12 protein-coding genes are annotated in these 14,501 nt (G+C 46.3%); 7 read left to right on the top strand and 5 right to left on the bottom strand.

Annotated elements, in window-relative coordinates:
• Window positions 1–2: 2 nt before the first annotated feature.
• Window positions 3–629: a LysE family translocator gene (locus tag ABTQ23_RS07955; RefSeq protein WP_408615155.1), complete on the bottom strand. Its 627-nt coding sequence runs from the start codon at window positions 627–629 to the stop codon at window positions 3–5.
• A 159-nt stretch (window positions 630–788) separates the two neighbouring features.
• On the opposite strand from ABTQ23_RS07955, the gene ABTQ23_RS07950 reads away from it, so the two are divergent.
• The 3 genes from ABTQ23_RS07950 to ABTQ23_RS07940 all read left to right on the top strand — a co-directional run bounded on the left by ABTQ23_RS07950 (window position 789) and on the right by ABTQ23_RS07940 (window position 3,691).
• On the top strand, window positions 789–1,649 hold the full coding sequence (locus ABTQ23_RS07950; RefSeq protein ID WP_408615154.1) for a LysR family transcriptional regulator: 861 nt from the start codon (window positions 789–791) through the stop codon (window positions 1,647–1,649).
• A gap of 106 nt (window positions 1,650–1,755) precedes the next feature.
• Window positions 1,756–2,655: a LysR family transcriptional regulator gene (locus ABTQ23_RS07945; protein WP_408615153.1), complete on the top strand. Its 900-nt coding sequence runs from the start codon at window positions 1,756–1,758 to the stop codon at window positions 2,653–2,655.
• A 166-nt stretch (window positions 2,656–2,821) separates the two neighbouring features.
• A complete protein-coding gene (locus tag ABTQ23_RS07940) occupies window positions 2,822–3,691 on the top strand; it encodes an aldo/keto reductase (protein WP_408615152.1) in 870 nt (289 codons plus the stop codon).
• A 154-nt stretch (window positions 3,692–3,845) separates the two neighbouring features.
• On the opposite strand, the gene ABTQ23_RS07935 is transcribed toward ABTQ23_RS07940, so the two are convergent.
• The gene (locus ABTQ23_RS07935) at window positions 3,846–4,577 is read right to left on the bottom strand and encodes an SDR family oxidoreductase (protein WP_408615151.1); all 732 of its coding nucleotides are present in this window, start codon (window positions 4,575–4,577) and stop codon (window positions 3,846–3,848) included.
• 465 nt (window positions 4,578–5,042) lie between these two features.
• Here ABTQ23_RS07935 and ABTQ23_RS07930 point away from each other — a divergent pair, with 465 nt between their 5' ends.
• From ABTQ23_RS07930 to ABTQ23_RS07915, 4 genes are all read left to right on the top strand, one after another.
• Window positions 5,043–5,882, top strand: coding sequence for an alpha/beta fold hydrolase (locus ABTQ23_RS07930; protein ID WP_408615150.1), 840 nt, complete (start codon window positions 5,043–5,045; stop codon window positions 5,880–5,882).
• A gap of 152 nt (window positions 5,883–6,034) precedes the next feature.
• Window positions 6,035–9,694: an ATP-binding protein gene (locus ABTQ23_RS07925; protein WP_408615149.1), complete on the top strand. Its 3,660-nt coding sequence runs from the start codon at window positions 6,035–6,037 to the stop codon at window positions 9,692–9,694.
• The gene (locus ABTQ23_RS07920; protein WP_408615148.1) at window positions 9,691–10,311 is read left to right on the top strand and encodes a condensin complex protein MksE; all 621 of its coding nucleotides are present in this window, start codon (window positions 9,691–9,693) and stop codon (window positions 10,309–10,311) included. The genes ABTQ23_RS07925 and ABTQ23_RS07920 overlap by 4 nt, the downstream gene beginning before the upstream one ends.
• A complete protein-coding gene (locus tag ABTQ23_RS07915) occupies window positions 10,311–11,546 on the top strand; it encodes a hypothetical protein (protein WP_408615146.1) in 1,236 nt (411 codons plus the stop codon). The genes ABTQ23_RS07920 and ABTQ23_RS07915 overlap by 1 nt, the downstream gene beginning before the upstream one ends.
• Before the next feature lie 47 nt (window positions 11,547–11,593).
• Here the strand turns inward: ABTQ23_RS07915 and ABTQ23_RS07910 are convergent, their stop codons facing one another.
• The 3 genes from ABTQ23_RS07910 to ABTQ23_RS07900 are packed head-to-tail and all read right to left on the bottom strand — an operon-like array spanning window position 11,594 to window position 14,467.
• Window positions 11,594–12,307, bottom strand: coding sequence for a LutC/YkgG family protein (locus tag ABTQ23_RS07910; protein ID WP_408615144.1), 714 nt, complete (start codon window positions 12,305–12,307; stop codon window positions 11,594–11,596).
• Between the two features lie 11 nt (window positions 12,308–12,318).
• A complete protein-coding gene (locus ABTQ23_RS07905) occupies window positions 12,319–13,737 on the bottom strand; it encodes a LutB/LldF family L-lactate oxidation iron-sulfur protein (RefSeq protein ID WP_408615143.1) in 1,419 nt (472 codons plus the stop codon).
• Between the two features lie 10 nt (window positions 13,738–13,747).
• Window positions 13,748–14,467 carry a (Fe-S)-binding protein gene (locus ABTQ23_RS07900; RefSeq protein ID WP_408615141.1) on the bottom strand — a complete coding sequence of 240 codons (720 nt, stop codon included), beginning with the start codon at window positions 14,465–14,467 and terminating at the stop codon, window positions 13,748–13,750.
• Between the last annotated feature and the right edge of the window lie 34 nt (window positions 14,468–14,501).

Genomic DNA, 14,501 nt, shown 5'->3' with positions numbered 1-14,501 from the left:
AGTTAAGCTGCGGTGGTGCTCATATGGCTCACCGCCAGCAGCATTCCTAAACTCATTAACACCACGCCGACAATTCGATCTGCGATAAGTTGGTGGCTTAAAATTTGCGAGCGGATCTTCTTTGAGGTAAAAAATACCGCGACCAGCGAAAACCACATCCAATGGGCAAATGACATAAATAAGCCGTAACTTAGGCCGCGACTAATTGAGCTGTGCTGGGTCATCACTTGGCTAAATGTGGCAATTACAAATAGCATGGTTTTGGGGTTGAGCGCATTGGTGAATAGGCCCATTTTAAACGCAGCAAAGTTTCGAACTTTGTCAGTATTAGCGGTTTGTTGGGATGATTCTTGTTTTTGGCAAAGCGCACTGATGCCAAGATAAATCAGATACGCAGCTCCCACATATTTCATGATGCTCATCATCAGCGGTGAGTGTGCCATGATAAGCGCCACGCCAAACAAAGTATAAAAGACATGAAACTGCACTCCGCAGGCAATGCCCAACGCTGCCAATAACCCCGTTTTACGCCCGTTGACATAGCTTGCGCGAGTGATCATGGCAAAGTCGGGGCCGGGGCTGATTACCGCCACAATGGTAATGGTCATCACGGCCAGCATTTCGTTCATCGATTATTCCTTTCGTTCGTATCTGTTTATTTATTTAACCTAATCAGATGTTGCTAGTGTTTTCAGCTTAGGTCACTACGAGAGCTATATTAGTGAGTTGCTAAATAGATAAAAGCGATTTATGGTCACTTATATCTGTGAGTATTTGTAACTTATTTTATGCCTCTACCATCACTCAAAGCGCTGCACTACTTTGCGATTGCCGCCAAAACTGGCAGCTTTGTTAAAGCCGGCGAGTCGTTGCATGTTACCCATGGCGCGGTCAGTCGCCAGATAGCGTTACTTGAACGCCAGCTAGGGATTGCGCTATTTGAGCGGCGTAACCGGGCTGTTTTTTTAACGCATGAAGGCTTGCAACTGGCTAAAACCTGCGACAGTGTTTTCTTCCAGCTCGAAAAACAGTTAGAACGTCTAACCGGTGCGCATCAGAGCGAGTCGCTGGTTGTCTCATGTGAGCCAACGATTGCAATGAAATGGTTGATCCCGCGACTGGCGGATTTTAAAGAAAAGCATCCACAAATTAACGTGCAACTTATCGCCTCCGGAGGGCCGATTGACTGGCGTCAAAGTGGGGCTTCGCTGGCGCTGCGGCGCAACGATTTTCACTGGTCTTCGAGTGTTTATCAGCACAAACTTTGTGATGAATACATTGGCCCAGTGATTCGCCCCCAGCAGGCATTTGGTGCACCTAGTACCATCTTGCTCGATGCTGCAACGCGTGAGCATGCCTGGTCAGATTGGCAACAGCTAACTGGGCGGCATTTGAGCTTTGAGCACAAATCCTATGAGCATTTTTATCTGTCTATTCAGGCAGCAGTGGCAGGGCTTGGGGTCGCCATTGCCTCATTTTTGATGGTCCAAGATGAGCTGGCTAATCGTCAATTAAGCGCGCCTTACGGCTTTGTTAAAGATGGTAGCGCTTATTATCTATTGAGTGAGCAGCCATTTTCTGGAAAAAGTGAAATATTCCATCAATGGTTGGTAGAACAGATTAATATTTCGCTACAGCAAGTTGGTTAATAATTAGTCTCTGTTATTACAAAAGATTGTCGCTAAGTGCAGCTCAAGGCTTAATCCTTGCAGCATTTTTAGGTCTCTGAATAAAAATTGGATGTTGGGAGGGGCGATGCGGTTACGACAGATAGAGGTTTTTCAGGCAATTTATCAAGCTGGTTCAATTAGCGGAGCCGCCAGATTGTTGAACGTTTCGCAGCCTAACGTGAGCCGAATTCTCAGTCATACCGAGCAACAATTGGGCTTTCGCCTCTTTGACCGATCTCCTCAGGGAATGCATGTTACCTTGGCTGGCAGGCAATTATTACCGCATGTCGAAGAGGTCTATCACAAGCTTCGCGACATCAGTGAACTCACTCGCAGAATGAGCGATAATGGTGCAAATACGATCCATGTTGGTGCAGCTCATGCGTTTGGTCAGATGGTCGTTGCCCCGACAATCGTTAACTTTAATCGCCAACATTCTGGGTTACAGATTGAGCTGATGACCGAACATTTTGCCACGCTCTGTCATTTGGTTTTAGAAAGCGAAGTCGATTTTGTGCTTGCCTTTGGTCAGCATGTGCCAGCTAATTTATTGGCTGAGCCACTGTTTCAGTCAAATATGGTCGCCGTGTTGCCGCCATCGATGAAAGCGCCGCAGATTGTTTCGCTAGCTTGGTTGTATCGCCAGGGGCTGATTATGATGCAAAGTAATGACCCTTTGGGCAAAGTGTTGCACCGAGCGTTGAAAAATCAAAAACTCTCCAGTGCCGGAGCCATGCAAATTAAAACTTATTCGGTGATTGCTGATATGGTGCTCGCTGGCGGTGGCGTTGGTGTGGTCGATTTGTTCACAGCGCGTTGTTACGAACACAAATTACAGGTTGTGCCGATTGCTGATTCGTTGCCATTTGAAGTGATGTTTTTAAGCCGCGCTGATATGCCGCAATCGCGCTCAACTCTGGCGCTAAAAAAATGCCTCAAAGAGCGCTGCCGTGAAATCGCCATGCCGCTGCAACAATCCGCTTAAGTCATGGGCGTTGATAAAAATTTACAATATCCCCCTTGTTTTTAAATGCGTTAAGCGGCAGGTTATAAGGAGTTCTTTTATCATACAGAGAATTTCTTATAGCTCATCGATTAGCCTTTGCAATCGCTTTTTCCCAAAGGTTTAATCGATACCAAACGGAGGGTTTATGGCACAACCAGATGCAAGTTTATCAGGTACGTTTAAACTCGGCGGTGAGCTTTCAATTAATCGCCTTGGTTTTGGCGCAATGCGTGTAACCGGTGACGGAGTTTGGGGTGAGCCTGCGGACCCCGATGAAGCTCTGCGCACTTTAGCACGTGTTCCAAATCTGAATGTTAATTTTATTGATACTGCTGATTCCTACGGCCCGGATGTTTCTGAATGGCTTATTCATAAAGCGCTTCACCCCTATTCTGGATTAGTGATTGCGACCAAAGGTGGCCAGGCTCGAACCGGGCCAAATCAATGGATCCCGCTGGGTCGTCCTGAATATTTGTTGCAACAAGTGCACAAAAGTCTTCGCAACTTAGCGGTTGAACAGCTGGATCTCTGGCAGTTACATCGCATTGATCCCAAAGTAAATAAAGATGAGCAGTTCGATGCCATTAAATCGATGTTAGACGAGGGGTTGATTCGCTACGCGGGTTTAAGTGAAGTGGGCGTTGAAGATATTCAGTTGGCGCAGAAATATTTCCCAGTAGCGACCGTGCAAAACCGGTATAACTTTGTTGATCGCAAACACGAGGCTGTGCTTGATTACTGTCAGCAACAGGGCATTGGTTTTATTCCATGGGCGCCGCTTGATAAAGGTGCTCTGGCTGCAACGGGCTCCGTATTAACCGATATTGCCAAAGAGCAGAATGTTAGCCCAAGCCAAGTTGCACTCGCTTGGCTATTAAAACGCTCGCCAGTGATGTTACCTATTCCGGGAACATCTAAAGTGGCGCATCTTGAGCAGAATGTCGCAGCGGTTGATGTCTCACTTAGTGATGAGCAGTTTGATAAGCTCGACAAGCTTGGACGAAACGCCAGCTAGTTTTAAAAAATTCAAAGAGCGCGATGATTAAAGCCAGTTAAGTGACTGGCTTTTTCTTTATCTAAGAATGCCCATTTGGCCGCTTTTAAAATGCGCTTATTACGTGGCATATTAGGTGGACGATGATAAGCTTTCGCTTAAATAAAACAGTGACTTAAGCAAATCCACCATTGGCTCGCAGCACTTGGCCATTGACCCATTGGCCATCGTCACCGGATAAGAATGAGACGACCGATGAGATATCTTCGGGTTGACCGAGGCGTTCCAGCGGCGGAATTTTAGAAAGTTGCTCGATTTGCTCATCTGATTTGCCCGTCAAAAATAGCTCAGTGGCAACCGGGCCCGGTGCGACAGCATTCACACAAATATTGCGGCCGCGCATCTCATTGGCAAATACGCCAACAAGCCCTTCAACGCCAGCTTTCGACGCTATATAAGGTCCATATCCTGGGAATTTTTTAGCAATTACGCTTGATGATAACGCGATAAATCGGCCGCCTTCACGCAGATATTCACAGGCATAGGCCATCATCAGATAGGTTCCTTGCAAATTAGTTGCGATGGTTTTTTGAAAATCCTCAAGATGCTCGGCGCTAATTGTTCCCATCGGCATTATTCCAGCATTATTAACCACAACATCGACTCGGCCTAATTGGGCGATGGTCTGTTGATAGAGCTTTTGGACACTTTCAGGCTCGCCGATATCCGCTTGTAGCGCAATGGCTGTTTGTCCCTTGGCGGTAATCTGTTCAACCACCTGCATTGCTGCATCGGCGCGATTGGCATAATTAACCACCACCGCAAAGCCATCATTTGCCAAACGAGTAGCAATCGCTTTACCGATACCGCGGGAAGCGCCTGTAATCAGTGCTACTTTCGAAGTCATTGTTATCTCCTGCGCTTTGGATTGAACCTCAACGTTACCATAGACGTTTTGGGCTTTAACCTTTTTCTTAACTTTTAGCATTTGATAGTGATAAGTATTAATGACTATTTGGTCATTAAAGTCTAATTCGAAATCATACTAGATGCGGGTTAGGCCTTTGCTGTTGGCTAAAAACATAGATAAATTAGTCATAATTTACCTGCAAATAACCACTCCTAAAATTAATAGTTTTAGAGTAATTAAAATACATATTTATAAATAAATCATATAAAACATGATGTTATTTTAATAAATAGATCAATAACTATTGATTGATCTATTATTTATGAATGATATAAATGTCTCTATCGGCTAAACGATAGAGTCTCTCTTCTGAGCGCACCTGCTCAACTTCTGTCGTTTATGTATGCCTCTCAGGTATCGCCGTATTAATTCTTTTTATCATTAGCGTAAGGAAGCGGAATTATGGCTAATCAGACTGAAGTATTTCAAAGCTCTAAAGGAAAAATCTATGTGCAACGCTATCTTTATCCAGAGGCGAGCGAAAGCGTGATTATGGTCAATGGCGCCATGTCTACAACCGCGTCATTTGCTGCCACGGTGCGTCATTTAGAGCACAAAATGAATATGATCCTTTTCGACTTGCCGTTTATTGGTCGCTCTGCAGAACATAATCCAGGTCTGCGTTTAGTAACCAAACAAGATGAAGTGAAAATTTTGCAGGAGCTGATTGAACATTATCAGCCCGACAATCTGTTGTCGGTTTCATGGGGAGGGCTTGCCTCATTGATGACGTTAGCAACGCGCCCTAAATCAATTAAAAAGGCGGTGATCTCGGCTTTTTCGACCTGCTTAAATGGGCCGATGTTTAACTATGTCGTTAAAGCGAAAGTCTTGATGCAAAACAAGCAGTTTAAAGACTCATCAGAGCTTTTAAACCAAGAGATTGGCAAATATCTTCCGCGGGCCATTAAGCGGGTAAACTATCGCCATTTATGCCAGCTCAATGATCAGACCTATTCGCAAGTAATTTTTCATATTGAGCAGTTAATGAAGCTCAATCATCAGGATTACGTCTCATTATTTGAAAAAATTGATATTCCGATTTTATTTATCAACGGTAATCGCGACGAATACACCACGACCGAGGACATTCGCCAAATGGCCGATTACCTAAATGACTGCCAATTTATCAGCATTCGAAATGCTGGTCATTTCTTAGATCTTGAGGGAAAGTACGCTAGCTCACAAGTAAAAGAAGCACTATTGAGCTTTTTTGAGTGTGAAAAAATGCTCTGTCATTAGCGTCTTATTTTGGGTTAAAAACGTTCGCTAATCGTGACAATTTTCTCAATGAACTGGCGTTTTATTGCGATCCATGAATAATAGGGGCCATTATTAAGCAAGTGATGTTTGCGCCGTTATCCGGCGCACATCTTCCTATTTCTAGAGGTTTCATGGCTCAGTTACGGCGCATAATATTGTTGCATACTCACCTTGATGGTGTGGTTGAAATTGATGTGGATGCACATACCAATTTTTGTGGAACGAATGCCTCTGGTAAGACGACTTTGCAACGACTCATTCCGGTTTTTTATGGCGAACAACCTAACCGTGTGGTTCCGAAAACGCGCAAAAAATTCGATGAGTTTTACCTTCCCTTTGCCAACAGCTACATCATTTACGAGTATCAGCGTGATAACGCACAGCTTTGTCAGGCGGTGTTAACTCGTAAGAGCGAAGGTGGGGTGGAGTATCGCTTTGTTAGCGGTGCTTATCAAAGTGAGTTATATCTGACTCGAAGTCAAAATGGGGTCAGTGCTCTTAGCTATACACAGTGGGCTAGCGCAATGCGCGCGCACCCTGATATTCAGGTATCAGCCAAAATTAGTGCCACCAGTGAATATCGCAGCATTATTCAAAACGATGTCAGTGCGCTGCGCTCAAATAGTGCTGATAACGTAAAATTACGCCGTTTAGCAGCTAGCTTTGCGTTGGTTAGCCATAACCACAAACTGCGCCATATTGAAAAACTGGTCAGTGCCGTGCATGCCAAAGAGGGCAAAATGGATACCCTCAAATCGATGTTGGCGGCGATTTTTGAAGAAGATGGTGTGACGCTGCCGACCACCAAAGTTAAAAATACCAAAGCGCGTGAGTGGATTGCGCAGATGCGCCAGTCAATGCGATTGGAAAAACTTGAAGATGATTTTGCCAAACTGAGCACTTTGGCCACGCAATTAGATGGCACGCTAGCTCAGCTGGCCGTATTGCAGCCGCAACTTGAAGTCGATTATGAGCTGCAAAAACAGCTGCGCGCTGATACTCAAGAGCAGTTCAATGCTGTGCAAGGGCAGCTTAAAACCCTGCGTGAAAATTATGCCAATGAGCAGCAGCAACATAATGCTAGCTTAAGTAAAGCCGAATCTGACTTAAGTGAAACCCAGCTGCGCCTTGATGATTTACAAAATCGTTTTGATGAGTTCGCCAGCCAAGATATGGATAAACTGGCGCGCGATATCGATAATTTGCCGCTCTGGCGGGAAAGCTTGCAAGAGCTTGTCGAGCAGCATGCCTTGATGGTTGAGCAGCATAGCGATCTTGAACATAAGCTTGAACAACAAAAATCGAAACTAGCTGCATCGCTACAGCGACTAAGCGAGCAAAACCGTACTAAAAGCAAACAACTGCAGCAGCAAAAAGATGCGCTTCGCGAAAGTCAGCTTGAGCAACAAGCAAAAATGCAAAGTGCATTCACCAGCAAGGTTGAGCAACTACAACGTCAATTTAACGAGCAAACGAGCACCTTAAAAAGCCAACTGGCGGTGTTGAGCCATCAACAAAACCACTCGCTGTTAAACGCCCAAGAACAAGACGCCATGAATTTATGTGAGCGGCGTTTAGAGCGAGCATTGCAAGATTATCAAAGTGCTTCGCTGACGCATCAAGCGCTCCAAACCCAGTGGCAACAAGCTCGGCAAAATCGCGTCCAAGCTGACAGTGAGCTGGCTCATTGCCGTACTCTGGTGCATCAAAGCGAACAAAATCTAGCAAATATTCAGAGCCAGCTGGCGCCTGAAAGTGGCACATTGCGCCATTACTTGCATCAGAATTACCCAAACTGGCAGCAAAATATCGGCAAAGTAATAGCCCCTGAACTTTTAGAGCGTCATGACTTACAACCCGATTTAACACAAGAAACGCAAAGCCTGTTTGGTTTAACTGTGGCGCTCCATGAAATTGACTTGCCAGTGCATGCCCAGCAGGATTCTCATCTGAGTGAGCAGCAAACAACGGCGCGTGCCGAGCTGGAAAAGATGCAGCAAAACAAACTGCAAGCAGAAAAAGCGCTCAAAGAGGCTCATGAGCAGAGCGAATTGCTCCGTGAGCAGGTGGAACAGGCGCAGTGGCAGCTGACTCAGGCTGAACAGGATATTGATTATGCTCGTGACAGCCGTGACCGTTTAACAATTGAGCAGCAAGAGCTTAATCAAACACGCAAAGCGAAACTGAGCGCGCAGTTAAACGAGCAGCAAACCCAACTGGAGCAGTTAAACGGCGAGCATGCAGCGCAAATTGAGGCGATGAACGATGACTTTCAAGCGCAAAAACTAGAGTTGCAGCTCGATTGGCAAAATGAATTACTGAGTTTTGATGAACAGATTGCGACACTCGACAGCCAGCTTGAAGAGAAAACAGCTTCGAATAAATCTCAAATTAAAGAGTTAGAGCAAGCCTTTAATGAAGAGCTCTCCGATATGGGCGTTGATCCAAGCCGCATAGCCCAATCAAAACAGCGTCAAGCTCAGCTGCGCGAACAGATTCAACAGACACTAGAACGCCAAGATGAGCTTGGCCGTTATCAGCAATTTATCAAGCTCGATTGGAAGCAATTGCGGCCACAGCTTTTAGAAAAAGAGACGCAATTAAAACAGCTCCAGCGTGATTTAACGGCCAAGTTAGCTGAACTTAAAACCAGCTTTAATGCCAAACGCCACGCGCTTGATGAGCAAAAAGAGAACTGTCAGCGGCAATTGCAAAGCGCTGCGCAATCGCTGGAAATGATTAGCCCGCTGTTAGCCCAGCTGCGCGAGCTAGATTTGAGCGACGGTGCAAATGAGCCTGGCTCTGGCGATCTTAGTGAGCGCTTAGAGCGCGCTAAAGAGGCACTGGCTATAACAAGCAGTGTGAAAACCCAGCTGAAAAGCCAACTTGAGCAGTTTGAAACCAGCCTTTCTCAAGATGCGGGCGTTGAATTTTTAGACCGTCTAGAATACGAAAAACGCCAGTTAGATGATCAAAGCGCCCTTGGTAAGCAGCTAAAAATTTTGGGTAATTTGCTGCATATTTTGCGTGACCAACGTCAGCAGTTGCTGGAGATGGGCGAGAACATCGGTGGTGATCTGAAAAAATTCTTTATCGTTTTTCGTGATATCAATCAGCGTATCGCCCGTCAGAGCCAGCGTTTAAGTGAAGCGGTAGCCGATGATTTAACCCTTGAAGGGATTGAAAAATCACAGGTTAAAATTATCTCAACGATTGATGAATTGGGATTTTGGCAGCCACTTAAAGCGTTTGCCAAAGCCTATGATGATTGGAGTAATTCAGCCCATGCACTGCCATCAGAAGCATACTTGAATGCGTTAGCTGATGTGGTTGAGTTGCTGCGCGCCAATGAACAATATCAGATGGAATCGTTGCTGCGTTTGGAGCTGCATTTAAGCGAAGGTGGCTCTGAGCTGGTGATTAAAAATGACCGCCAGTTATTAGAGTCTTCCAGCCACGGTATGGCGTATCTGATTTTGTGTAAATATCTGCTAGCGTTTACCCGGCTGATGCGCGCTGATGCGAATGTGATCATCCATTGGCCTATCGATGAGATTGGGACCTTGGCCTATCACAACGTGGAAAAACTATTTAACGCCTGCAGCGAAAATCAGATTGTCATTGTCGGGGCGTTTCCTAACCCAGAATCAGATGTGTTGATGCTATTTAAACATCGTTACCTGCTTTCACCCAGCGATGAGAATCCGCATAAACGTCAGCTTAAACGAATTCAGCCCAAATTAAGTTCACTGGCCGAGCGGCTGGCGCAAGCAACGGAGACGCAATTATGATTGAACATGGTCCTTTATTAGAGCGTCTGTTAGCTGGCGAATTTATCTGCCAGGTGAGTGATGAAGTGGCATTTGCTCATTTAAATGATGAACAAACCGCTCAGGATTTTGATCACTATCTGCGCCCACTCAATCGGCGTTTGGTTAAAAGTGACAGCGGCGGGGTGTTTTACCTTGGATATGTCAATTTAACCCCAACTGCGCGCGAGCAACTAGCGAAGCAGTTTAGTGAAACTATTCAGTCATTGCTGCCTCTTTTAGAGTGGATGCAATTAGTGCAAGAAGCTATGGGCCAAGATCGCGCGCTCACCGCTGGCGATACTCTTAAATTGCAAGAGTTTGTGTTGCGCTGTGAAGATAACCAAAGTTTGCGCCAGCGACTACAAACGCTCGCGCTCGATCGCTTTTTTAATAGTCATAGTGATGCTTTGGATAATCAGGTTAAATTGATTTTTCGCCGCTTAAAAGAACATGGTTATCTGCTCCAGCCGCATAGTGAACGCCACTACTATATTGTCACCGGCAAGATTGATTATCTAATTGAAGTGATTGATTTTATTCGCCATGAAGAACATCTGCCGATTGATGATGCGCCCACTCAAGAGGAGCTTATTTAATGGCCAAGCGTGAGTTAGCCAGCGCTTCTAACTTGTTGCAGATTGGTGCCCAACGGTTGGCTTTGTTAGGCAAGCATCATAAATTATTGATGCAGGCTTATCTCAATGGCTTTGTTGATGAGGCATCGGTTAGTGAAGCGGCGTTAAAAAAACTGTTGGCGGCGCGGATTTTGTGGCGTCCGGGAGATGATCAGCCGCTGACGTTAAGGCCATTGGTAAGCGAGTTAATTGCCAGTATGGTGGCTGATGAAAATCGCCGTCAGATCAATGCCGATGTGGCCGAAAAACTCGAACAGATCCGGGTGCGAGTGCGCGCCTATCAAGATGCTCAAGCTAAGGGCGATTACACCAATAGTGAACTGCAATTGCAGCGACTGAGTGAAAACGTGTTCGACTTAAGTGGGCAGTTTGAAGAGGCGATTGATAGCCTTTGGCATCGGCTCAATAGTGACTTTGGTTTCGTGGCAAGTTTGGACGATAAAATTCGCGAGAATCAGCGTGCCCAAAGCCAATTGCGCCGTTTGTTAGATGGGCTGGAGTTGATTGATTTTGAACAGCTTATCACGCTGTGTGAAGGCAGTAATGGGCTTCGCAAATTATTGGTGAGTCAGCTTCAGGTTCAGTTAAGTGAACATCACTCCAGTTTGTTAGAAGTACAAAAACGGTTGGTTGAACTGCTGGCAAAATTCCGCCACCAGCAGGCTCGCTCGTTGTTAATTGCCAATACAGTTGCCTTTTTGCGCGAACACCCCAATTATCGGCCCAGTGATTACCCAAATCGCTCGAAAGTTCCGAGTATTTTTAACCGCTCTGCCGCTATTATCCCATCAGCTGGGATCGCCATTGATCGCAGCCAAGATCGCGATACGCTCTCGCAAGTAGTGCGCGATATTCCAAGGCCTAGCACTGCTTTATTGCCAGAGCAGCCGAAAGCTGCGACTTATCACAGTAATGCCGTCGATGATGCGGTGGCACTGCGCCAACAGCAGTTAAAATTGGATGTGGAAAACTTTTATCTGGCCGTGATTGATGCCAAACGCTCATTGAGCGCGCTTGAATATTTAAGTGAAAACGAGCTCTCATGGGATAAAGAGATTTGGCTCTATCAGATTATTGCTGAGTATCAGGCGTTGCCAAGTGCGGTGCAAAAACAGCTCACACTCAATCACCACGAACAAAAAGCCTCGATGTATAACGATCTTCGCCTGATTGAAGATATTCAGCTAAGCACTTAATCTTTTGAGATAAAAAATAAAGATGGAGCGTGATGCTCCATCTTTGCTTAGGCATCATCGATGACGATGTAACAGGCTTCTACCGGGCCGTGCACGCCGACGACTTTAGTCAGTTCAATATCGGCAGTTGAGCTGGGGCCTGAAATTAAGTTGACGCATGATGCAACTCGCTCCCCTTGCGCGGCGCGCTGCGCTAATGGCTCCATCGCTTGGGTAATGCGCGCGACTAAACTGCTTTTGGCCACCACAAAGACGGTGACTTCTGGCAGCAAACTGAGCATTCGGCTTTGTTTAGGTGATGAATACAACACCATCGTACCGGATTCGGCCAGTGCCTGCTCACAGTAAACCACGCCAACTTTAGCCGCTTGCACATGGCGCAGATTCTCATTTTCACTGGCGTTTTCATCAAATTGATACCAGCCAAGATTGGTCTTTTCAAAGTCGCTGATGTCAACAAGTGAGATGAGGCGCGGGTCAGCCGTTAAGACGATTTCTTGATGGGTTGGCCCGACATAATCGGCACACACATGCGCCAGTATCTGGCTTAAATTGGCCTGAGTTGCCAGCTCAAAGCGGGCACCTAAAGCGCTTTGTGAATAAGCTTTCAGTTGCTCTTTGAGTTCATCGCCACTTGCATCTTTAAGCACTTGATGGTGCACATCAAAGGGCAATGTCGGCGGCGTAACATGGGATGGTTTTGCTCGGCCTAATTGCGATGATAGTTCGGCTAAAAATGATTCGCGCTGATAGATGGCCATAATTTCCTCGACTATTTTTGGTTACGCTGATGTTCTTTAAACCAGCTGCGAAATGATTGCCCTTCGGGCTGTGGTAGATCTCGAGATTTGCTCCAGTATTTCACGGCTCCAACATTCACTTTACTTTTGCCATCGTGAATCACTTTGGTGACAATTCGAGCGCCGCCTTTGACCGATTTATCCCACAACTTAGGCCGAGCATTGACGTAGTTAAAAAATCCGACGCTCAATCGCTCGCCTAACGTGGTGAGTTTGTGTTCGGTCACTTTCTGGCGATGTTTAAGCAAGAGCTCCGCCAATGGAATTTTGACCGGGCAGACCTCATTACAGCCTTTACATAAACTGCACGCGTAGGGAAGCTCTTGATAGTCTTCGTAACCGCCAAGTAGCGGTGATAGAACTGCACCTATGGGGCCGGGGTAGATAGAGCCATAACTGTGTCCACCGATGTGCCGATACGCAGGGCAAGTATTGATACAAGCAGCGCAGCGAATGCAGCGTAATATCGGACGAAATTCTGAGCCTAAAATTGATGATCGACCGTTATCAATGATCACTAGATGAAAATCTTCGGGGCCATCACTCTGGTCGTTTTCGCGAGGACCAGTGAGTGCGGTAATGTAACTAGTTAACGGCTGGCCCACGGCGCTGCGACACAATAGGCTCAGCACAATATCGAGCTCTTTAAAGGTTGGCACCACGCGCTCCATGCCCATGACGGCAATATGGGTTTTGGGCAAAGTGGTGGCAAAGCGGGCATTGCCTTCGTTGGTGACTAACGCCACGGTTCCCGATTGGGCTACGGCAAAGTTACATCCAGTAATACCGACATCGGCTTCAAGAAAATGGTTGCGCAGTGTTTCCCGGACAAACCGCGTCATCTCTTCGGGGGTGTCTGAGCCTGTGTAGCCAAGTTTATGGTGCAGCAGTTGCTGAATTTGCTGACGGTTTTTATGCAGCGCTGGAACCACAATATGCGAGGGGGCATCTTCAGCCAGCTGCAGAATATATTCACCTAGGTCAGTTTCTAATACTTCACACCCTTTCTCTTCAAGTATCTGGTTGAGGCTAATCTCTTCGCTGACCATCGATTTAGACTTGACGATTTTGCGGGCCTTTTTGGCATCAATGACTTCGCTAATATATTGCTGAGCTTGGGCTGCATCTTTGGCGAAAAAGACATGGCCGCCATTTTTTTCGACGTTATCGCTGAGCTGTTCAAGGTAATAATCGAGATTTTCTAGCACATGGTCGCGAATTGTCGCGCCCATCTCTCGCCATTGCTCCCAATGGCCAAGTGCTTGGGCGGCTTTTGCTCGGCCGGTAAACATGCGGGTTTGCGCATTGGCAACCGCTTTACGCATGAATGTGTCGTTCATGTTGTGCTCAAGGCGAGTCTGGAAATTCTCCTGACTAGTTTTCATCGACATAATCGACTCCTTAATGGCTCATGAGAACTTGAGCAATATGCATGACTTTCATTGGATTACCCTGCCGATGTAAGCGGCCGCCGATATTCATCAGGCAACTGATATCGGCACCGATTAAATAATCGGGCTGAACGGCTTCAATATGTTGAACTTTTTCGCTCACCATCGCCGCTGAGATCTCTGGCATTTTGACCGAAAAAGTACCGCCAAAACCGCAGCAGGTCTGCTGATTTTCAATGGGTTGCAATGTTAAGCCTTGGACATGTTCGAGCAGTTGAATCGGCTGATGAATCACATTCATTTTGCGCAGCAAACTGCAAGATGGGTGATATACCGCGCGGCCACTGAGTTTGGCTCCTACATCCACGACACCTAAGGTGTCGACAATAAAGCTTGTCATCTCTTGCACTCGGCGTGCAACATTGAGCGCTCGCTCATGCCAGCTTGGTTCATCGATTAAATACTCAGGATAGTTTTTTAGCATGGCGCCGCAGGAACCTGCGGGAACAATGATTGGGTCATTATTGCCTTCAAAGGCGCGGATCATTGATTTCATCGCAGGCAAACTGTCTTTGATGTAGCCGCTATTGATAGATGGCATGCCGCAGCAGCTTTGATCCGATGGAAAATGAATACGGCAGCCGAGCTTTTCGAGTAAGAGCACGGATTGTTTGGCAACATCAGCATTAATGGTGTCACACAAACAGGTTACAAAAAAGTTCACGTTCATGTACGTTCTTGGCCCGTTTTGGTAAGTGTTAGAA

The organism is Celerinatantimonas sediminis, from assembly GCF_046054195.1.
Lineage (GTDB): Bacteria > Pseudomonadota > Gammaproteobacteria > Enterobacterales > Celerinatantimonadaceae > Celerinatantimonas.
Note: the sequence above shows the minus strand (reverse complement) of the source record. Positions and strands in the feature narration are given on the sequence as shown.

Bases quoted from the DNA above. Each gene is read 5' to 3' on its own strand.
- ABTQ23_RS07955 (WP_408615155.1), bottom strand. From the start codon at position 629: ATGAACGAAATGCTGGCCGTGATGACCATTACCATTGTGGCGGTAATC.
- ABTQ23_RS07945 (WP_408615153.1), top strand. From the start codon at position 1,756: ATGCGGTTACGACAGATAGAGGTTTTTCAGGCAATTTATCAAGCTGGT.
- ABTQ23_RS07950 (WP_408615154.1), top strand. From the start codon at position 789: ATGCCTCTACCATCACTCAAAGCGCTGCACTACTTTGCGATTGCCGCC.
- ABTQ23_RS07915 (WP_408615146.1), top strand. From the start codon at position 10,311: ATGGCCAAGCGTGAGTTAGCCAGCGCTTCTAACTTGTTGCAGATTGGT.
- ABTQ23_RS07920 (WP_408615148.1), top strand. From the start codon at position 9,691: ATGATTGAACATGGTCCTTTATTAGAGCGTCTGTTAGCTGGCGAATTT.
- ABTQ23_RS07940 (WP_408615152.1), top strand. From the start codon at position 2,822: ATGGCACAACCAGATGCAAGTTTATCAGGTACGTTTAAACTCGGCGGT.
- ABTQ23_RS07905 (WP_408615143.1), bottom strand. From the start codon at position 13,737: ATGTCGATGAAAACTAGTCAGGAGAATTTCCAGACTCGCCTTGAGCAC.
- ABTQ23_RS07910 (WP_408615144.1), bottom strand. From the start codon at position 12,307: ATGGCCATCTATCAGCGCGAATCATTTTTAGCCGAACTATCATCGCAA.
- ABTQ23_RS07935 (WP_408615151.1), bottom strand. From the start codon at position 4,577: ATGACTTCGAAAGTAGCACTGATTACAGGCGCTTCCCGCGGTATCGGT.
- ABTQ23_RS07900 (WP_408615141.1), bottom strand. From the start codon at position 14,467: ATGAACGTGAACTTTTTTGTAACCTGTTTGTGTGACACCATTAATGCT.
- ABTQ23_RS07930 (WP_408615150.1), top strand. From the start codon at position 5,043: ATGGCTAATCAGACTGAAGTATTTCAAAGCTCTAAAGGAAAAATCTAT.
- ABTQ23_RS07925 (WP_408615149.1), top strand. From the start codon at position 6,035: ATGGCTCAGTTACGGCGCATAATATTGTTGCATACTCACCTTGATGGT.